Source organism: uncultured Pontibacter sp. (assembly GCF_947502515.1).
Lineage (GTDB): Bacteria > Bacteroidota > Bacteroidia > Cytophagales > Hymenobacteraceae > Pontibacter.
The window spans coordinates 755,354-776,086 of sequence record NZ_CANNAI010000002.1; the positions used below are offsets into that span (position 1 = coordinate 755,354).

17 protein-coding genes are annotated in these 20,733 nt (G+C 52.3%); 11 read left to right on the forward strand and 6 right to left on the reverse strand.

The window, feature by feature from the left end; all coding sequences use genetic code 11:
- Positions 1–6: 6 nt before the first annotated feature.
- On the reverse strand, positions 7–1,161 hold the full coding sequence (locus Q1A54_RS07975) for an acyl-CoA dehydrogenase family protein (protein WP_299986539.1): 1,155 nt from the start codon (positions 1,159–1,161) through the stop codon (positions 7–9).
- 468 nt (positions 1,162–1,629) lie between these two features.
- Between Q1A54_RS07975 and Q1A54_RS07980 the strand changes: the two genes are divergently transcribed.
- From Q1A54_RS07980 to Q1A54_RS07995, 4 genes are all read left to right on the forward strand, one after another.
- Complete coding sequence (locus Q1A54_RS07980) at positions 1,630–4,080, forward strand: transglycosylase domain-containing protein (RefSeq protein WP_299986541.1); 2,451 nt, start codon at positions 1,630–1,632, stop codon at positions 4,078–4,080.
- A 168-nt stretch (positions 4,081–4,248) separates the two neighbouring features.
- A complete protein-coding gene (locus Q1A54_RS07985) occupies positions 4,249–4,923 on the forward strand; it encodes a response regulator transcription factor (protein ID WP_299986543.1) in 675 nt (224 codons plus the stop codon).
- Positions 4,923–6,197, forward strand: coding sequence for a HAMP domain-containing sensor histidine kinase (locus tag Q1A54_RS07990; protein WP_299986545.1), 1,275 nt, complete (start codon positions 4,923–4,925; stop codon positions 6,195–6,197). The genes Q1A54_RS07985 and Q1A54_RS07990 overlap by 1 nt, the downstream gene beginning before the upstream one ends.
- A 76-nt stretch (positions 6,198–6,273) precedes the next feature.
- Positions 6,274–7,545: an SdiA-regulated domain-containing protein gene (locus Q1A54_RS07995; RefSeq protein ID WP_299986547.1), complete on the forward strand. Its 1,272-nt coding sequence runs from the start codon at positions 6,274–6,276 to the stop codon at positions 7,543–7,545.
- Positions 7,546–7,602: 57 nt separating this feature from the next.
- Here the strand turns inward: Q1A54_RS07995 and Q1A54_RS08000 are convergent, their stop codons facing one another.
- The 3 genes from Q1A54_RS08000 to Q1A54_RS08010 form a co-directional block, all read right to left on the reverse strand.
- The gene (locus tag Q1A54_RS08000) at positions 7,603–8,424 is read right to left on the reverse strand and encodes a phosphatase PAP2 family protein (protein ID WP_299986548.1); all 822 of its coding nucleotides are present in this window, start codon (positions 8,422–8,424) and stop codon (positions 7,603–7,605) included.
- Positions 8,425–8,540: 116 nt separating this feature from the next.
- Positions 8,541–9,398 (reverse strand): aminotransferase class IV, encoded by an 858-nt coding sequence (locus Q1A54_RS08005; protein ID WP_299986550.1) that lies wholly within the window; start codon positions 9,396–9,398, stop codon positions 8,541–8,543.
- Positions 9,382–10,518, reverse strand: coding sequence for a P1 family peptidase (locus tag Q1A54_RS08010; RefSeq protein ID WP_299986552.1), 1,137 nt, complete (start codon positions 10,516–10,518; stop codon positions 9,382–9,384). The genes Q1A54_RS08005 and Q1A54_RS08010 overlap by 17 nt, the downstream gene beginning before the upstream one ends.
- Positions 10,519–10,678: 160 nt before the next feature.
- On the opposite strand from Q1A54_RS08010, the gene Q1A54_RS08015 reads away from it, so the two are divergent.
- Positions 10,679–11,446: a S1/P1 nuclease gene (locus tag Q1A54_RS08015; protein WP_299986554.1), complete on the forward strand. Its 768-nt coding sequence runs from the start codon at positions 10,679–10,681 to the stop codon at positions 11,444–11,446.
- A gap of 225 nt (positions 11,447–11,671) precedes the next feature.
- Complete coding sequence (locus Q1A54_RS08020; protein WP_007659836.1) at positions 11,672–11,863, forward strand: cold-shock protein; 192 nt, start codon at positions 11,672–11,674, stop codon at positions 11,861–11,863.
- Between the two features lie 79 nt (positions 11,864–11,942).
- Here Q1A54_RS08020 and Q1A54_RS08025 read toward each other — a convergent pair whose 3' ends face one another.
- Positions 11,943–12,827: an AraC family transcriptional regulator gene (locus tag Q1A54_RS08025; RefSeq protein WP_299986556.1), complete on the reverse strand. Its 885-nt coding sequence runs from the start codon at positions 12,825–12,827 to the stop codon at positions 11,943–11,945.
- Positions 12,828–12,947: 120 nt separating this feature from the next.
- Here Q1A54_RS08025 and Q1A54_RS08030 point away from each other — a divergent pair, with 120 nt between their 5' ends.
- From Q1A54_RS08030 to Q1A54_RS08050, 5 genes are all read left to right on the forward strand, one after another.
- Positions 12,948–13,868, forward strand: coding sequence for a dihydrodipicolinate synthase family protein (locus Q1A54_RS08030; protein WP_299986558.1), 921 nt, complete (start codon positions 12,948–12,950; stop codon positions 13,866–13,868).
- A complete protein-coding gene (locus tag Q1A54_RS08035) occupies positions 13,858–15,312 on the forward strand; it encodes an aldehyde dehydrogenase (NADP(+)) (RefSeq protein ID WP_299986560.1) in 1,455 nt (484 codons plus the stop codon). Before Q1A54_RS08030 ends, Q1A54_RS08035 begins: the two co-directional genes overlap by 11 nt.
- A gap of 3 nt (positions 15,313–15,315) precedes the next feature.
- On the forward strand, positions 15,316–16,317 hold the full coding sequence (locus Q1A54_RS08040; protein WP_299986562.1) for a 4-hydroxyproline epimerase: 1,002 nt from the start codon (positions 15,316–15,318) through the stop codon (positions 16,315–16,317).
- Between the two features lies 1 nt (position 16,318).
- Complete coding sequence (locus tag Q1A54_RS08045; RefSeq protein WP_299986563.1) at positions 16,319–17,584, forward strand: FAD-dependent oxidoreductase; 1,266 nt, start codon at positions 16,319–16,321, stop codon at positions 17,582–17,584.
- 100 nt (positions 17,585–17,684) lie between these two features.
- Positions 17,685–19,307 (forward strand): M1 family metallopeptidase, encoded by a 1,623-nt coding sequence (locus Q1A54_RS08050; RefSeq protein ID WP_299986925.1) that lies wholly within the window; start codon positions 17,685–17,687, stop codon positions 19,305–19,307.
- A 212-nt stretch (positions 19,308–19,519) separates the two neighbouring features.
- On the opposite strand, the gene Q1A54_RS08055 is transcribed toward Q1A54_RS08050, so the two are convergent.
- Positions 19,520–20,644, reverse strand: coding sequence for a hypothetical protein (locus Q1A54_RS08055; protein WP_299986565.1), 1,125 nt, complete (start codon positions 20,642–20,644; stop codon positions 19,520–19,522).
- Between the last annotated feature and the right edge of the window lie 89 nt (positions 20,645–20,733).

Sequence of the window (20,733 nt, forward strand, 5' to 3'; positions counted from 1 at the left end):
CCAGGTTTAGCCATCCAGAATAGGTTGATCGAGCAGCGCCCTTCCGAGCCAGGTATAAAGTAGGTCGGTGGTCGGTGCCATTACGTGGGCGGCCCGTGCATCGCGCAGCAGCACATCGAGGCGGGAGTTGTCGCGGTAGGCTATGCCACCGGCTAGTGTCATGGCTTCGTTCACCACATCTACGGCGCAGTGTGCTACCTCTGCTTTGGCTGATAATATAGGCAGTACAGCCGCAGGGTCACCCTGGTCGGCCAGTTCGGTGGCATGATAGATCAGGCGGCGGGTGCGTTCGATCTTGGCCCACAGCATACCTACACGGTGCTGCAGCAGGGCCAGCTGTGACAGGGACATGCCACTGTGGCGATGCGTCCGGTCCATCAGGTGCTGACGCACATTGTCAAAGGCTGCCTGTGCTATACCCAGGTAAGTGCCCGACATGGCTGTCAGGAAAAAAGGAGCCACCACCTGAAATACGTACCAGAGCTGATCACCCCGCTCCCCCAGCAGGTTTTGTAACGGCACCCGCACATCATTCAGCGTCAGACTGCGGGAAGAATTGCCACGCATGCCCAGCCCTTTCCATTCAGCGCCCCACTCCAGGCCACTCCGGTCCTTTTCAACCACCACGCAGGAAAACTCATGCAAAGTGGCATCAGGTTCTATACCCATTGTAGACACCACATAGGAGTCCGCTTTGCCTCCGTTTGTCACGAAGGTTTTGCTGCCGCGAATCAGGTACTCATCATCAGCTTGTAGCAGGAGCTGCGTCTGCGGGAAATAAAAGTGAGACCCGGTGCCGGGCTCACTCAAGGCCAGTGTGGTCAGGTGCTCACCGGCCGCGATCGGCTGCAAAAACTCTTTCCGCTGCTGGTTAGTTGCCTTCGCCGCAATCACCGCCGTCCCAACGCAGTGCATCCCATAGCAAAGCGCCGTAGAGGCCGACACAGTGCCAATGGATTCGCAGGCACGTGCCAGTGCGTAGAGCCCCTGCCCCATACCGCCTTCTTCGCGGGGCACAACCAATCCGGCCAAACCATTGCGCTGCAGGGCCCTGATGCTTTCTTCGGGCCACTGTGCCTCCTGGTCTACACGGGGAGCCTCATCTTGAATGACGGTTTGTGTCGTCTGGTTTACCAGCTGCAAGATCTGATCTAAGTTCATGTGATAGGGCATTGGGTGAACGGCTGTAGGTATAAATTGCTTCTATTGCATAAAGCCGCTTGTACAAAACTACCTATAATATCAGGCTATAACTAATTTACACATCCAGGTGTTTGCTGCCTCAGATAAAAAAAATGACGGGCAGAATCGTGCTTCCGAAATCACATACTGCCTTTTACAGGTACAGGTTTAAGGATATATGGTACTGAACACAGGAGTCGTTGCACGTTAGGGACAAATTGAATAAAATGCAGGTTAATTGCGTTGTCAGCCGTGGCCCAGTAACAAATTCAGGTGTCCTGAAAGTGTTTTTACCCGTAAGGCCTCTGAAAAAACCAGGGAAGGTATGGCGTGGTTATTGCCTGCTTCCTGGCGGCAACTGCCACAACAGTTGCGCAAAACTTACCTTATATGAAGCGTTTGCTCGTAAAGTTAATAAAATTAATCACATACGGCATTTTAGTGCCCGTGCTCACATTTCTGGGCACGCAGTTCCGACTGTTCTTCCAAAGTCAGAAGCCAAAGTTAACAGCTGCTTACTGGCAGCAGAAATGGCAGGCGATACGTCAGTTTAACCCTTTGAAGCCCCGCCTGTCAGAGCTGCGTTCTATTTTGCGCTTTGCCCTGAAAGGAGCGCTCTTTCTGCTGCTTGCATTTACCATCTTTTACCTGGCGGTATTTACAGGTATAGTAGGTGGTGCCGTTCCTTCACGCGCCCAGTTGAAGGCAATCCAGAACAACACCGCCTCTGAGGTATACTCAGCTGACAGGGTGTTGCTCGGGCGCTACTACATCCAGGACCGCACCAACATCCGCTACGACGATATTGCACCTGTAGCCATCAATGCCCTGATAGCGACAGAGGACGTGCGCTTTTATGAGCACGGTGGCGTAGACACCCGAAGCCTGGCGCGTGTGTTTGTGAAAACGCTGATGATGGGCCAGGAAAGCTCTGGTGGAGGTAGTACCCTCAGCCAGCAACTGGCCAAGAATCTCTTTCCGCGAAAAGGTTACCGCCTTTGGGATATGCCCGTCAACAAGATGCGCGAGATCATCATTGCCCGCAAGCTGGAGAGCATTTACTCGAAACAGGAACTGCTCGAGCTATACCTGAACACCGTGCCGATGGGCGGAAACCTCTACGGCATTGAGCGGGCTTCCCGCCGGTTCTTCAACACAACTGCCGACTCTCTCAGGACCGAGCAGGCAGCCGTGCTCATTGGTATGCTGAAAGCCACGACCAGCTACAACCCGCGGCTGTACCCGGAACGCTCGCTGAAGCGCCGGAATGTGGTACTCAACCAAATGGCCCGGTATGACTACCTCACACCCCAGCAGGCTGACTCGCTGAAACAACTGCCACTCAAACTGAACTACCGCTATGTCACGCACAACGACGGCATGGCCCCTTACTTCCGTGAACAGTTGCGACAGGAACTCGTGCAATGGGCTGCAGCACAGCGCAAGCAGAACGGACAACCCTACAACCTGTATACAGACGGGCTGAAAATCTACACCACGATCGACTCCCGTATGCAGCGGCATGCCGAACAGGCTGTACGCAAGAAAATGGCACAACTGCAGCAGCAATTTGATACACACTGGAAAGGCCGAACCCCCTGGGGTTCGGATGCCTCGGTGATGCAGCTGGCCATGCAGCGCTCTGATCGCTTTAAGAAACTAAAGGCAAACGGAGCCTCCGATGAAGAAGTGCTGGAGAATTTCCGGCAGCCGGTAAACATGCAGGTCTTCAGCTGGAAAGGCAACAGCAACAAGTCCATGACCCCGATGGACTCCCTCGCTTACTACCAGCGCTTTCTGAACACAGGACTGCTGTCGATGGAGCCCGCTACCGGCTATGTGCGTGCCTGGGTGGGCGGCATCAACCACCACGCTTTTAAATATGACCACGTGCGCTCCCGCCGCCAGGTCGGCTCCACTTTCAAGCCATTTGTGTATGCAGCCGCACTTGAGAAAGGCATAGATCCCTGCAATTATTTTCCGAATGAACTGACGACTTACCCCGAATATGATGACTGGTCGCCACGAAACTCCAACGGGCAGTACGGCGGCGAGTATACCATGCGGGGTGCACTGGCACAGTCTGTGAACACAATCTCTGCGCATCTGATCCTGGAGACGGGCGTTGACCGTACCGTCGCATTGGCCAAGCGCATGGGTATACAGCAGGACCTGCCACGGGTGCCTTCACTGGCACTGGGCACGGCGGATCTTTCGCTGCTGGAAATGGTGAGCGCTTATTCGGCTTTTGCGAACGGCGGGTATAAAACAGCGCCTGTTTATATAGAGCGCATTGAAGATCCGCAGGGCCGGGTGATCCACCAGCATCGCAGCGGGAGCGGAACTCAGCGGGTGTTGTCGCGTGACAATGCGGCCATCATGCTGCACCTGCTGCAGGGTGTGGTGGAAGAAGGCAGCGCTGCCCGCCTGCGTACTGAGTATGGCCTGCGCATGGATATTGCCGGCAAAACCGGTACCTCACAGGAGCACGCAGATGGCTGGTTTATCGGTATCACACCAGAGTTGGTAACCGGTGTTTGGGTTGGGGCAGAAAGTCCGAAGGTCAGGTTCAGAACGATCAGCGAAGGCCAGGGATCACGCACGGCCATGCCAGTGTGGGGCGAATACATGCGACGGGTAGCCCAGGACAAAGAGTTCGCCAGTCTGCGCACAGGTCGTTTTGCACCGCTGCCCTCTCACCTGCAGGGTATGCTGAGCTGCGCTTCTTACCGCGACGCACCACCTGAACCAGAGAATATATTTGACCGGATAGCTGACCGGGTTGTGAAAACCTACGAAGACTGGAAAAACCAGGCGAAGAGCAATCGCGAACGAAAAAGAGAAGAAAGAAAGCGAAAGCAGCAAGAGAAAAAAGAAAAGCGCATCCGCTGGTTTTAAGTCAGGTATAGCACTATGACCCGAGCTGTATTTTGTATCGTTTCATTATACCTTAAGCCAACAGTATTTGGATAATGTCTGCTTAGGCTGATCAAATACAGATTGTCTACAGATTCATTTCCTATACTTCGGGTTCTTTCCGTATACTTCGGGAAATAAGACGATTGGATGAAACTGCTGATAATTGAAGACGAGCAAGCCCTGAATGCTTCCATGGTGTCCTACCTGCAGCAGGGCGGCTATACCTGCGACGCTGCACTCAACTACCGCGACGGGGCCCGCATGCTGGCAGATCAGCACTATACCTGTGTGCTGGTTGACCTGACCCTGCCGGGTGGCAGTGGGCTTGACCTGGTGAGGCTGCTCAAGAAAAACAGCCCCGACACGGGCATCATCATCATATCGGCAAAGAATGCGCTCGACGATAAAATCACAGGGCTTGAGCTCGGGGCTGACGACTACCTCACTAAACCATTCCATCTGTCAGAACTCAACGCCAGGCTGCGTTCCGTGATCAGACGCCGGAATTTCAACGGGCAGAAAGTGATCCAGATCGGAAATCTGGAGGTACACCCGGATTCGGCTGAGGCACTGGTGCAGGGACGCAAACTCACCCTGACAAAAAAAGAGTATGACCTGCTACTTTACTTTGTCACAAACAAAAACAGGGTGCTCACCAAAGACTCCATCGCCGAGCACCTGTGGGGCGACCACATCGAAACGCTCGACTCGCTTGACTTTGTGTACACGCACATCAAAAATCTGCGACGCAAGCTGGTGGAGGCAGGTGGCGAGGACCCCATCACAACCGTGTATGGCATGGGCTATAAATTCAGCTTCTGATGCGAATTCTCACCAAGACGAGTCTCTACTACCTCCTGGTTTCGGTCATCGTGTTCCTGCTGGGGGGCACGAGCTTTTACAAGATCCTGCAGACAGAGATTTACGACGAAGTGGATGATCAGCTCTTTACAGACAAAGAGAACATCATCGAATACATTAGGCGGCACAACGAACTGCCCAGCGTGACCTCAGGTATATCAGAGGCCATCATTGTCAGGGAAACCAGTGCAAACGCCGGAGCCCTCGAAGCGCTGTCGGATACGCTGATCTTCAGCACGTACGATGAAGAATATGTGCCCTTCCGCAAACTCACATTCACGACTTACCAGGACGGCAAACCCTTTGAGTACACCATCCTCAAGTCGCTTATGGACTTCGAGGACCTGTTTGAGAGCACCATGCTGGCTATGGCCTGGATATTTGTGCTGTTGCTCGTCGGGCTGGCCGGGGTAAACTACTTCATTAACAAATACAACTGGCGCAACTTCTATGATACACTGGAACGAGCCAAGCGCTACAGCCTGACACGGCGAAAACCGCTTGTACTGAAGCCATCCAACACCCAGGAGTTTCAGGAGCTGAATGAAGTACTGCAGGCCATGACCGGCAAGATCCACAATGACTACCTCAACCTGAAAGAGTTCACTGAAAACGCCTCTCACGAAATACAGACGCCCCTGGCGATTGTGAGCAACAAACTGGAGCTTTTCATGCAGTCCGATAACCTGACCATGCAGCAGGCAGCCATGCTGGACGAGATGCACGCCTCCATCAACCGCCTGTCACGGCTCAACCGTTCGCTTATTCTGCTGACCCGCATTGAGAACAGGGAGTTTTCAGAAAACGAAGTCATCCCTTTGCATGAGTTGCTGCAAGAGCAACTCGATCAGTTGCAGGAAATGATGCAGATGCACGGCATCCAGGTGGAGATCGAAGCAATGCAACCTGTTTTTGTGGAGATGAACACTGGCCTTTGCGAGATACTGATATCCAACCTGCTGCTCAATGCCATCCGGCATAACAGTACGGGCGGCATCATCCGGATAAACCTGCAGGCAGACGAGCTTTGTATAAAAAACTCAGGCGAAGCCCTGCAAGAGGAGCCGGTGAGCTTGTTTGAGCGCTTCAGAAGCGGCGGCAAGTTTTCCGGATCACTAGGTATTGGACTGGCCCTTGTCAGCAAGATCAGCGAACTCTATCAATTACAACCTTCCTATACCTATGAAGAGGGCCTGCACGTGCTCAAGCTAAATTTTCAGAAAAAAATCGCCTGATGTCCCCATTCTTCAGAATTGCTTCAAATTCCCGCAGTATACTCTAACAGATACAAGAAGAATTAAGAACCATACTATGAAACATATACATTTATGGGCGATGGCGCTCATAACAGGCACCACCTTGAGTAGCTGCGATCAGACCTGGTCTGACCGAAACGTACCGGATGCCGTTAAGGTCAAATTTGTGGAAAGCTACCCTACCATCAAACGAGTGGACTGGGACAGAGTGGATAGTCTGTACGAGGCTGAGTTCAAGATCAGCGGCCGGGAGCGGAAGGCACTATTTGGGGAAGACGGCACTTTGCTCAGTTACACCGAAGAGATTGAAGAACAATACCTCCCGAAAAGAATAGCAGCCCAGTTGCAGCAGGAGTTTAAGAGCTATAAAATAGACGAGGTACACCGGGTGCAGGAAGGCAGTCTGACAAGCTTTGTGATCGAACTGGAAAAAGGAACCCGGGACATTTGGCTGCGCTTCAATGATAAGGGCGAACTGCTGGATAGGTCTACTAATGCCGCTACTCCGATCAGGAAGCAGTCGGCATCACTCCTACCTATAAGCAGCAGCGGAATGACGACAGATGACCTGGGTATGCCGGAGCTGCGCTGGGACTTACCGCCGGTGCTGCGCGAAGTGTCTGGCATCGGCATGCTCCCGGATGGTAGTATGGCCTGTGTGCAGGATGAAGTAGGGACAATCTTTATTTATAACCTGGAGCAGAAAGCGATCAGTCAGGAGATTCCATTTGCTGGTCCCGGCGACTATGAAGGTATAGCAGTGGCCGGTGAGAACGCCTACATCGTGCGGAGTGACGGCACCCTGTTTGAAGTGGTCAGGTTCAGAAACACTAAGCCGGCCGTGCAGGTATACAAAGCCTCCTTCCCGGCTACTATCAACATCGAAGGGCTCGCCTATGACCAGAAGCACAACCAGCTGCTGCTGGCTCCCAAGGGTTACGATCCGAAGCTGAAAGCGCAGAAAGGTATCTATGCTTTTTCACTGGACTCTAAGAAATTCCTGCCTGAGCCTGTCACCAGCATTTCCCTGGATCAGGTGCAGACACCTAAAAAAGGCAAAAAACAGAAATCAGGCTATGACGTGTTGCAACCCTCCTCACTGGAACTGCACCCGACAAGCGGCGAATTTTACATGCTGGATGCCGTGAACGACAGGCTGTATGTGCTTAACAGAGAAGGTCAGATTTCCAAAACAGTTGACCTGGATAAAAAGATGCTCAGACAGGCAGAGGGCCTGACCTTTGGTCAGGACGGCGCGCTGTACATAGCCAGCGAAGGCAGTAAAAAAGGGAAAGGGGTGATCCACCGATATAACAACAGTCTTTGATTTCCCTAAAAGTGAAAGCCTGGTGCTCCTGCTCCGGGCTTTTGCTTTTGTTCAGAATCAGGGAATCCGGTAAATCAGTGCAATGCCGGTCGCTCCGCCGCTGTGAAACGGCATAATGCCCAGCTGCTGATTTTTTTTGTGGTGGCTCTGGGCAATTTTCCGCTGAATATAAGGGTATACCATATACACCACTTCCGCAGACAATATACCTATACCTGCTCCCACCAGCACGTCCGAGAGCCAGTGTTTGTCATTAAGAATGCGTAGCGCTCCCGTGGCGGTAGCGAAGGAATAGCCGGCTACGCTGTACCACACACTTCGGCTGCCGTACTCTTTATGGAAAAAAGTGGCGTAGGCAAAAGCCCTGCTGGTATGGGCAGAGGGAAAAGCATCGTCAGAAGAATTGTCAGGGCGATCGATAGCTGTCAAGGTTTTCAGGTTGTTGGTCAGGGTGCGGGTAAGCAGGTGCGTCATTCCCAGCAAAATAGCCTGTTCTGTAAAATGGTGCTCTCCCCGCACACCGGCAAGGTTGAGCCCAACAGCCATGGCGACCGGAACATGATAGGTGTAATTGTCGATCTGAGTACTAAAATCCTGGTAATTGCTGCGCACAACCCTGCGCAAACCATGGCTGCCTTCAAACAGGCCTTCATCGTCCATGTGGGTGATTCCCAGCGTGATTAGCAAAGTGGGAACGGCCATTTTTCTGGCCAGCACGCTTAGTTTACTTCTTTCTGTTACCTGAGCTGTTTCTGTTGTATCGGCCAGCTCGCTGACTACAGCAGTGTCTGGAATGTGAAGGTATAAATCTGCTGGCTGATTTGCCCATGCTGGGAGTACAAGCCAGTGCAGGAGTAAGCAGTAAATGTATTTCTTCATAGCACAACCCTTTTTGTTACTATGTACGAGCTGATTTTGAAGAAATTCTGTATTTATAAAAAAACCGCTTCCTGTTTGCCAGAAAACGGTTCTAAAAATAGCGTAATAGCAGTTACCTAGCCTTTTGCGGCTGCCACCTGTTCTTCCTCCAAGCTAATCAAGTCTTGCAACAGCTGCATACTGAATTCTCCCGGTTTGCCTGACCCGATCATGACGTCATCAATCCGTACAATGGGCAGGATACGCTTTGTGGTGCTCGTCAGGAAAGCTTCCCTGGCCTGCAGCACTTCCTCTAAGCGGATGTCACGTACTTCGGTCTTATACCTGCGTCCGGCTAGTGAGAGCACATTTTTGCGGGTGATTCCTTTTAAGATGTTGCTGGCAGGTGTTACGACGGTGCCATCATGTGTGACGATAAAGAAGTTACAGCGCGGGAACTCCGACACGATTCCGTTTTTAGCATACAGCACCTCTTCTGCCCCACTGGCCTTCTGCTCGTGTAGCAGGCGTATGCCCATGGAGTAATTGATTGTTTTCACCTCCGGCACTTCGCGCACGTAGTCGTGCGTCATGATCGGTATACCTTTCGCCACTTTATCGGCCGATGGCAGTGTGAGCGGAAGCTGCGTGATAAGCAAATTGGGACTCATTGGTGTAAAGCCATCCTCGGAGTAGCCGCCGGTCAGAATCATTTTCATACCTGCCACTGGCAGCTTGTTCAGCTCTGTCAGCTTGGCAATCACCACTTTTATCTCTTCCCGGGAAAGTGGTACGGCCAGGTGCATCAGTTCTGCTGACTGGTAAAAACGGTCCAGGTAAGCGTCGAGGAACAGCGGACAGCCCTGCTGCACTTTCACAAAGTCGAACACGCCGTAACCGCGCTGCACGGAGAGGTCACTGATGTGTAACGTAGCCTCTTTCAGCGGCACGATCTGACCCAGGTTATAGGCGAAAAGCTTATCGTTTGATGGCATTGTGTTTCTTGAGTATTTGAATGACTGGTTGAACTGGAAGTGCTTCTATGGTATGGCCTTGACGGCCTTTCATGGTTTCTGCTTTGAAAAGGGAGTTGATAATCGCCTCTTCGGTCGCCTCGATAGTAGCCATGAACAGCGGGGACATTTCATCATTACGGAGCAGCGTAAAGGTCTGTGTTTTTTCATCTGACTGGTAAGGTATACGCAAACCTTCGTTGGTGGAGAACGCGATTACATAATCGCCGCTGCCATTGGAGGCAATACCCCCTGTTTTAGCAAGACCCATCATGGCCCGCTTTGCGATTCGCTCCAGATTGCGGGCATCCACGGGCGCATCTGTTGCCACCACGATCATACAGGAGCCGTCGGCACTTTCCAGCACCTGTTTGCTAAACGAAAACCTTCCCAGCTCCTCTCCCACAGGCGCACCGTTTATCTGCAGCACACCGCCAAAATTACTCTGCACCAATACACCCACGGTATAGCCACCGAGGCTAGCAGGCAATTTGCGGGATGCCGTGCCTATGCCACCTTTATACCCGAAGCAAACCGTACCGGTTCCCGCCCCTACATTGCCTTCGGCCACAGGTCCGTCAGCCGCCTCTTTGATCGCCTGTAACACATGCTCCTCTTGCACATGGCGTCCGCGAATGTCATTCAGGTAGCCGTCGTTCGTTTCACCAACCAGCGCATTCACCGACTGCACGGTTTCGTTTCCGGGCAGTTGCAAGGTATAGCCTACCACTGCGTTCATGGCTGTGCCAACTCCCAGGGTATTGGTCAGGATGATCGGCGACTCCAGATTGCCGAGTTCCTGTACCTGCGTGCTGCCGGCCAGTTTGCCAAAGCCATTGCCCACATAGACCGCCGCCGGTACTTTGCGTTGAAACAGGTTGCCGCCATGCGGTACAATAGCCGTTACACCAGTTCGAACTTCTTCCCCCTGCACCAGGGTGGTGTGCCCTACCCGTAGACCAGCCACATCCGTAATGGCGTTGTGCATACCGTTTTGGAGCACCCCGATCCGGATGCCCAAGTCGCGGGCACGCTTGCGATCCTGTGCGCCTGCATTTAGTATCACTGCCATCATGAGTAAGCCTGTAAAGAGTATTTTCATACCGGAGATCTGTATCTGGAAAAGAGCGCTGTAACAGCCGCCGCATGCCACTGAACTTTAATGCCTGAAAAGCTATTCTTTAAAAGAAATAGGCTTTGATCTACACAATTACGCAAAAAAGCCTTTGTTTTGCAGCATCTAAAATCCAATAATTTTATCGATGAAAAAAATAGTTTGTATTCTGCTATTTATCCCCCTCTTTGTGTCACAGGCTATGGCCTGGGGGCAGAACGGACACCGTGCCGTGGGTCTGATAGCAGAGCAGCACCTGAGCAAAAAAGCGAAGAAGAAGATTACCAAAGTTCTGGCCGATAACTCACTGGCGGAAGTGTCGGTGTGGATGGACGATATTAAGTCTGACGCAGCTTACAACCATACCCACGATTGGCACTGGGTAACCGTACCGGGTGGCATGAAGTACGAGCAGACCGAGAAGAACCCGAATGGTGACATCATCATGAAGATCGAGGAGCTGGTAACCGTGCTGAAAGCCGGAAACCTGACAGCGCAGCAGGAAGAGGAGTACCTCAAGTACCTAGTGCACCTGGTAGGTGACCTGCACCAGCCGCTACACGTAGGCAAAGAAGGCGATATGGGCGGCAATGCGGTAAAACTGCAGTGGTTCGGTCAGCCATCTAACCTGCACCGCGTTTGGGACAGCGACATGATCGACGGCAAAAACCTGAGCTTTACCGAGCTGGCCCGCTTTGTGGGTACTCCTTCAAAAGATCAGGTGAAAAGCTGGCAGTCTACTGGCATACGCGACTGGGCTTATGAATCTGTTCAGCTCAGAGAGCAGGTATACAACATACCGGAAGATGGCCGCTTGAGCTACCGCTACAGCTACGATAACTTCAGCACAGTAGAGCAGCGCATTCTGCAGGCCGGTGTTCGTCTGGCAGGTTTGCTCAACCAGATCTACGGTTAAGCAACAGATAGCGTATACCTGACGAAATGCGGCAGCCCTACTGGCTGCCGCATTTTTTTTATGTCTGCTTCGGAAAGACTAAGTTTGAGGAAAGCACGCTTGAAAAAAATAATAGGCCCTGGGACTACAGGGAGGCATAATTTTAAAATTTTTGCAAAAAGTTGTAACCTAGTGTGAACGATTTACCGTTCTGCAGTGTCTAACATGTATTAACAACAAAACATCATGAGTAACGGAAAAGTAAAATTCTTTAATGAAACCAAAGGTTTCGGTTTTATCAAAGACAGTGAAACAAACGAAGAGTACTTCGTACACGTAACAGGTTTGATCGACGAGATCAGAGAAAACGACGAAGTAACATTCGAAGTAAAAGAAGGTAAAAAAGGACTAAACGCGGTAAATGTGAAACTGGCATAGTCTGGTTATATATAAAGCGTAAATCAAACAAAGGGCTCCGCAGCATGCGGGGCCCTTTGTCGTTAATTATAGTTTGCTTTTAATCGTGTTTCAATTTTTCCCGGCCTGACTGACGGTATACCTTAGGCGAGCAGCCCATCACGTTCTTGAATACCCGGTTGAAGTGCGAGAGATTGGAGAAGCCCGCGCCAAAAGCTACGCTCGCAATGGTAGCATCTTCCTTCTTGAGCATTTGACAGGCATTACCGATCCGGATCTCGTTCAGGAAAGCTGTGAACGTTTTGCGGGTCCTCTCTTTGAAAAACCGGCAGAAGGCCTCCCTGCTCAGATTGGCTACGGCAGCCGCTTCTTCCAACGCTATCGCCCGGTGGCTTTGCTCCATCAGAAAATGCAGCACCTGGTCCATACGTCTCCCCTCCCGCTCCGAGAGGTCCTGCACCCGGTCATCCAGGTTCAGTCGCTCCAGTCGGGCATCCTGCAGGAGCACCCGCAGCAAAGCTAAACCAGCCAGCATCTTGTCAAGACCCGATTTCTCTTTCAGCACTTCTACCTGCCGCCTGAATGTCGGCTCGTTTATACCCTGCACCTGATAGCAGCCTTTCAATTTGTCGAGAAAGTTTCTGACTTCCTGCAACTCCTCTGCCTCCCAGAAAGCCCGTCCCAAAGCCTCGGTGTCGAAGAACACGATCAGGTCGTGGCATTCCAGCTTACTGTCTGCTTCGTAGTATACCTTGTCGCTGCGGAAAACATGCGGCACGTCACGACCCAGCAGAAAGATATCGCCCGGCTTAAAGCGCCCCAGATAATCTCCCACGATGAGTTTTCCCTCCCCTTGCAGGATGCAGCTCAACTGAATTTCAGGATGCTGGTGCAATTTGTCGTAAAAGTAAGGTAGCCTGTCCTCCTGAAAGCGCACAAATTCTTTGCTTGACTTTGGAATCTTAAAAGGGATCACCTTCTTCATAATACCATATTAATCATTTCAGTGAATATTCACTAGTATTTCATCAATATAGTACCAGTATTTACTAATCCTGTGGAAGATAAGCCCCTTTGCTTGAGCTACTTTTGATAAAAAAAGCTTATGAACTGGAATGGCGTATATCCGGCCCTCACCACCAAGTTTGACGCGGACGGGACAATTGACTATGATACATTCCTGCACAACGTGGATGCACAGTTGGAGGCAGGTGTAGACGGCATCATCCTGGGTGGCACTCTGGGTGAGGCGAGCGTGCTCACTATACCTGAAAAACAGGAACTAACGGCACGCACCATTGCGCATGTGGCAGGTAACGTGCCGGTCATCCTCAACATAGCAGAAGGCGCTACAAAAGAAGCCATACAACGTGCACGTGAGGCAGAAGAAATCGGCGCGAAAGGCCTGATGCTGCTCCCACCCATGCGCTATGCAGCCGATGCCCGGGAAGTAATCGCCTACTTCAGGGCCGTGGCCGACAGCACTTCGCTCCCAATTATGATCTACAACAACCCAACTGACTACAAGACACTGGTCACGTTGGAGATGTTTGACGAACTGCTGCAGCATGAAAATATACAGGCGGTGAAAGAATCGACCCGAGATATCTCGAACGTCACCCGCATGACTAGCCGCTACGGCGACCGGATCAAAATCCTCTGCGGCGTGGATACGCTCGCTTTGGAGAGTCTGCTGATGGGCGCCCACGGCTGGGTAGCCGGTTTGGTCTGCGCTTTTCCTAGCGAGACGGTAGCCATTTACCGACTGGTGCAGGCTGGACGAATACAGGAGGCCCGCGACATCTACCGCTGGTTTCTGCCACTGCTGGAGCTGGACATTCATCCGAAACTGGTACAGTATATCAAACTAGCCGAGCAGCAGGTTGGCCTGGGTACCGAACACGTACGTGCCCCGCGACTCCCGCTGATCGGCGAGGAGCGACAGCGCGTATCGGCTATCATTGAGGCAGGTATACGCACCCGTCCGACATTGCCTAACTTTAAAGTGATCAACCATGTCCTTTGATGCTATTTTCACGAAAGCCGACATGGCTTTCGGCAGGTATAAAAAGCTGCCTGCCGCCGCTAAAGCAGAGCTGCTGCGCACCATTGCCGAAGAAATCGAACAACTAGGTGATGAGCTGCTGGAGACGGCGCACCAGGAATCAAACCTGCCGCTGGCAAGGCTAACCGGAGAACGTGGCCGCACAGTAGGCCAGCTGCGGCTATTCGCCTCACTGCTAGAAGAAGGCTCCTGGCTGGAAGCCACCATCGACACGGCTATACCTGACCGCATGCCTTTACCTCGTCCGGACCTGCGGCGCATGCTTATTCCGCTGGGGCCGGTGGTAGTGTTCGGGGCGAGCAATTTTCCGCTGGCTTTCTCCACGGCTGGCGGCGACACAGCCTCTGCCCTCGCAGCCGGTTGTCCGGTCATTTATAAAGAGCATCCCGCGCATCCTAAAACATCGCAACTGGTATATGGCGCTATTCAAAAAGCCTTGCAGCGTTGTGAACTGCCTGAAGGTATCTTCCAGCATGTGAGTGGCGGAACAGATGTGGGGCAGCAGTTGGTACAGCACCCACAGGCGAAGGCCGTTGCTTTCACGGGCTCTTTTAAAGGAGGCAAAGCCATCTTTGACCTGGCCTGTCAGCGTGAGGTACCTATACCTGTTTTTGCCGAAATGGGTAGCGTGAACCCGATCTTCGTGCTTCCGGAAAAAGCCGCTGGAAATGGTGAGCAGCTGGCAGCACAGGCAGCGCAGTCTGTACTGCTCGGCGTGGGGCAGTTCTGCACCTGTCCGGGTCTTATCTTCTACCCTGCTTCGGAAACAACCCATACCTTCCTGGAGACCTTCGCAGAAAAACTGCGGGACGCTCCGGCCGAAAAAATGCTACACGAGACCATCTGCAGCAATTACTACCAGCACCTAAAGGGCCTGCACACGCACGAAGGCGTAGAGATGATCCTAGCACCTGCCGAAGACCTACAAACAGGCGGTGCTGCCCTGGCCAAAACAACGGCACAGCAGTGGCTGCAGAACCCCTCTCTGCAGGAAGAGATCTTTGGTCCGTATGCCATGGTGGTAACCTACCAGGATGAAAAAGAACTGATGCAGGTGGCCGGCAAATTACAAGGGCAGCTCACGTGCACGCTCTGGGGAACAGAAGAGGAACTGACGAAAGCGGAAAACCTAGTAGATACATTGCGTGAGAAATGCGGCCGTCTGCTTTTCGCAGGTGTTCCGACAGGTGTGGAAGTTTCGCATGCCATGACGCACGGCGGACCTTTTCCGGCTACTACAGACAGCCGCTCCACCTCTGTTGGCACCTACGCTATCAAACGTTTCGCACGACCGGTTACCTTTCAATCGGCACCGCAAGAACTGCTTCCAGAAGAGCTGAAGGATGAAAATCCGCACAAGCTATGGCGCACAGTAAACGGGCAGCTCACACAGGACAGCATCTAGGTCATGGCACGTAAAACCTTCTTTTGCATCGACGCTCATACCTGCGGTAATCCGGTTCGGCTGGTGGCAGGCGGTGGTCCCATCCTGCAGGGCAGCAATATGAGTGAAAAGCGCCAGCACTTTCTGCGTGACTACGATTGGATTCGCAAGGGGCTGATGTTCGAGCCCCGCGGCCACGACATGATGTCGGGGAGCATCCTCTACCCTCCGCACGACCCGGAAAATGACATTGGCGTACTTTACATTGAAACCAGCGGCTGTTTGCCCATGTGCGGACACGGCACCATAGGCATCGTCACCATTGCCCTGGAGGAAGGTCTGATTACACCCAAAACACCCGGACAACTGCGGCTTGAGACACCTGCCGGACTGGTAAAGGTCAGTTATACCCAGGAAGGCAAAAAGGTGAAGACGGTAAAGCTCACAAACGTGGCCTCATACCTGGAAGCAGAGAACCTGACGGTGGAATGTCCGGAGCTGGGCGAGCTCACCCTGGACGTGGCCTACGGAGGCAATTTCTACGGCATCATCGACCCGCAGGAAAACTTCGCAGGTATACAGCACTATACAGCCGACAAACTGATCTCCTGGAGCAGAGAAATACGCAGGCGCATGAACGAGCGCTATACCTTTGTGCACCCTGAAAACGACACCATCCGCGGCCTATCCCATATCCTTTGGGCAGGTAAGCCCCTTGCTGCTACTTCCACGGCCCGCAATGCGGTGTTTTACGGTGACAAGGCCATTGACCGCTCTCCCTGCGGCACGGGTACTTCAGCACGCATGGCCCAGTGGTACGCAAAAGGCCTACTGAAGCCTGGACAGAATTTCATTCATGAAAGTTACATCGGCTCCATCTTTAAAGGCACCATAGAGGGGGAAACGACCGTAGCCGGCAAGCCGGCCATTCTACCAGGTATAGAGGGCTGGGCCATGGTCACCGGCCTGAACACGATCTTCCTGGATGACGACGATCCTTATGTACACGGTTTTCAGGTAATCTGATATGAGCAAAGTAGTCATCGTTGGCGGCGGCATCATCGGAATGTTCACCGCCTGGTATCTGACCGAGGAGGGTTTCAGTGTCACCATCATCGACAAAGGAGACCTGCGCGACAACTGCAGCATCGGCAATGCCGGAATGCTGGTGCCGAGTCACATTATTCCACTGGCCTCACCGGGCATCATCAGCAAAGGACTCCGCTGGATGCTCTCCTCCACTAGCCCATTCTACATCCACCCGCGCCTGGACCGCAGGCTGCTGCAGTGGTGTATGCACTTTTACAGAGCCGCTACGCCGCAGCATGTAGCCAACAGCATCCCCTATCTCAAAAACCTGAGTCTGCTGAGTAAACAGCTATACCTGGAGTTTGCTGCAGCACATCCGGAGATCGAACTAAAACAGGACGGTCTGCTGATGCTCTACAAAACAGCAGAAGGTGCACATGAAGAAAAGGAATTTGCCTTATTGGCCCGTCAGCATGGCCTGGAGGCAGAGGTGTTGACGCCGCAGGAAGTGAAGGTGCTGGAGCCAAATCTTGAGCTGGATGTGCTGGGGGCCGTGTTCTTTCCAGGCGATGCTCACCTGAATCCTGCAGCGCTCTCGGCTTGTTTGCACAGACTCCTCCTTGACAAAGGAGTATCCATGGTGTCTAACCTGGAGGTGCTCGATTTCGCCACTGCCGGAAGACGCGTCACAGCAGTGGTAACTGACAAAGGCGATGTTGCTACAGATCACCTCATCGTATGTGCCGGATCATGGTCGGGTGAAGTGGCCCGCAAGTTGCAGCTTAACCTGCCAATGCTGGGTGGCAAAGGGTATAGCTTTGTAGTAAATAACAATCCAGCCATTCTGCGGCCAACCATCCTGACCGAAGAGCGTGTCGCGGTGACGCCTTACGGAGATAAAGTCCGGTTCGGCGGCACGATGGAAATCACACCGGCCAACAGGCACATCAACATGAAACGGGTACAGGGAATACACGCTTCCATAGCACGTTACTATACCAATTTCAAATGCCCACTGCCCAAGAAAGAGGACATTTGGAGCGGACTTCGCCCCTGTTCGCCAGATGGTTTGCCTTACATTGGCTATACCCAGCGCTGGAATAATGTGCTCTTTGGCACCGGACACAGCATGATGGGCGTCAGTTTGGCGCCGGCAACTGGCAAGGTACTGGCTGAGCAGTTGATGCACCGGAAGGAGAGCGTGCTGAGCGATGCTTTTTCACCGGACCGTTACCATCAGGCCAGTTACCAGCTGTTGAAATAGTGCCCAGAATTGCAAAAATTAGCTATCTTTAATGATCAGTTAAAAAGTGAACACTATGAAAAATCTCACCCTGCCCCTTAAAGTCACGCTGCCGGCTGCGATGGCTCTGCTAACACTGGGTATAGAACCAGCACAGGCACAGACCCAGCAGACGCTTACCTTCACCCGGCAAGATACGCTGCGCGGCACCATCACACCCGAGCGTGTCTGGTGGGATCTTACCCACTACCACCTCGACATCAGCGTGAATCCGGCTGACAGCAGCATCCACGGTAAAAACACCATCCGCTATAAGGTGCTGGAGCCATACCAGATCATGCAGATCGACCTGCAGCCACCGATGCGTATGGAAAAGGTACTGCAAAATGGGCAGCAGCTGAATGTGCGGCAGGAAGGTAACGCTTACTTTGTGCAGTTGGTGGAGGCGCAAAAGGAAGGAGCACAGCAAGAGGTAGAGGTATACTATGGTGGCAAGCCGCAGGTGAGCAAAAATCCACCCTGGAGCGGTGGCATCACCTGGAAACGCGATGATCGGGGCAATCCCTTTGTGGCAAGCTCGAACCAAGGGGCCGGCGCCAGTCTGTGGTGGCCCTGCAAAGACCACATGTACGACGAGCCGGACAGTATGCTGATGAGTGTGACAGTTCCCAAAAACCTGACGGACGTCTCAAACGGTCGCTTGCGTGGCGTGGATGAAAATCCGGATGGCACCCGCACTTTCCATTGGGCGGTGACCAACCCGATCAATAACTACGGCGTGAACATCAATATAGGCGACTATGTGCATTTCGGGGAGAAGTACCAGGGCGAGAAAGGCGTGCTGGACTGCGATTACTGGGTACTTCGGGACAACCTGGAGAAGGCCAAAGTGCAGTTTAAGGATGTGCGCCGTACGCTGGACGCCTTTGAGCACTGGTTCGGCCCCTACCCTTTTTACGAGGATAGCTACAAACTCGTGGAGGCGCCCTACCTGGGCATGGAGCATCAGAGTTCTGTGACCTACGGCAATGGCTATGCAAATGGCTACCGCGGTCGCGACCTCAGTGGATCAGGTTGGGGGCTGAAATTCGACTACATCATCATCCATGAAACAGGCCACGAGTGGTTCGCCAACAACATCACTTACAAAGATGTAGCGGACATGTGGATACACGAGAGCTTCACGACTTATTCTGAACCGCTGTTCGTAGAATACCACTATGGCAAGCAGGCCGGCAGCGAATACGTGATAGGTATTCGCCAGAACATCCGCAACGACCGCCCAATTATTGGCCACTACAACGTGAACAAGAGCGGCTCCGGCGACATGTATCCGAAAGGGGCCAACATGCTGCATACCTTGCGCCAGGTGGTAAACGACGACGAGAAATGGCGCGACATCCTGCGCGGTCTTAACAAGGATTTCTATCACCAGACCGTAACCACTGAGCAGATTGAGAATTACATGAGCAAACACGCAGGACGTGACCTGAGCCGCTTCTTCGACCAGTACCTGCGCGACACCCGTATACCGACGCTGGAGTATCGATTGGAAAAGAAAAAACTAACTTACCGCTGGGCCAATGCAGTAGAAGGTTTCGACATGCCGGTAAAGGTATACCTGAACGGAGAAGAAACCTGGCTAGAGCCAACCACAGACTGGAAAGAAATCAAGAAAGTGAAAACCGGCACCAAACTGACCATCGACCCAAACTTCTATGTGCAGGAAGGGAAGGGAGTTTAAGAAGTTTGGAAGTTTAAGAAGATTGTCAAATTTAAAAGAGAAGGGCTGCCAGAAAATTCTGGCAGCCCTTCTCTTTTAGGACAGTAATTTCTACTTAACGGCTATAGCTATATATTGCTCTGACTTATCTGGCGCGAAATCTAAAAAGTATAAATATTTGTTAAATCCGGTCCCCTACTAATCCTCACTCTTAAACTTTCAAACTACTAAACTCACTTCACTCCCATTGCTTTGAGCTCCTGCTCCAAGCGTTGGTTCCAGCGTTCCTGGGCTGCTGTGTCGAGGCCGTGGCGGGTTTCAGAATCATACTGATCTTGCAGCTGGTTCATCTCGCGGTAGAACTCTATGAAGAGGTACTGAATGTTGCTGTTGTAGTCGGCCAGCGATAAGTTTTCCGGTTTTATCTTTTGCTTGAAGCGCTCCGACACCAGCTTCACAATATCAAAATGCCTTTGCTCGTGGTTTAGGCCGTAAGAGTTTCGGGCGTTATCCTTTACCCAGGATGAGCTCTTCAGTACGTATACCTTCATGTTGAGGTTGAGATGGATGATGCCGTCTTTTACTTCAGTCTCACCTTCATAGGCAAAGCTCGGAAACACTGTGGCAGCGTAACGGCTGGTGCGGTTCACATCTGCTTTAAAGTCATTCCAGTTCAGCGGTCTGCTTGGGTTATAAAACACCGTGTCCTGATCAGCAGGAGCGGTATAGTCTGTAAATGTCACTTTTATACCTTTGGCAAGTTTCGGGTTGGTGTTTGCCTCCAGGTCCATCCAGGTGTTGAGGTAACGCAAAGCCTCCTTAATAGACTGCCGCAGCGCAGGTTCCGTTACTTCGTTTCGGCCCACTGGGCGCTCGTAGCGTCCACCGCCTTTGTACTGCAGCAGTTGCACGGTCTCTCCTTCCTGCTCCATTTCGAAAGCCATGACCACCGATATGGTACCGGCCACACGACCAGCTGACGATTGCGCTTCTTTAACCTGCATTTCTTTCAAACGGATCACTACGGGTCGCAGCGATTTATTGGCGGGTATACCTTTGTTGATGAACTCACGCAAAGCAATGTAGCCCCCACCCTGCAGATCGACAGGTTGCGCCTTGCCCGCGCCGGTCAATGGTAGCAGGTAGGCAACGGCTTTTTTGTCAGTGCGCTCGTCGATCACATTGGCGATGTAAAACTCACGCGGCGTAAAAGGCAGCTTTTCAGTGCGCAGCACGATTGGCTCTGTATTGACAGCCGCAGGTGACGCAGCTATACTTGCTACACCCAGGTAAAAACAGGCGAGCAGCAAACAGGCCGTTAAGAAAACGCTGCCCCTGGTGTTAAGAAAGTATTTCATGAATCGTTAGTACTGAATTTGTTAAGGTATAGCTAAAACAGCAGCTTAACCCGGTTTCGTTCAGTAGGCACCATGCTGCTTATCATAAT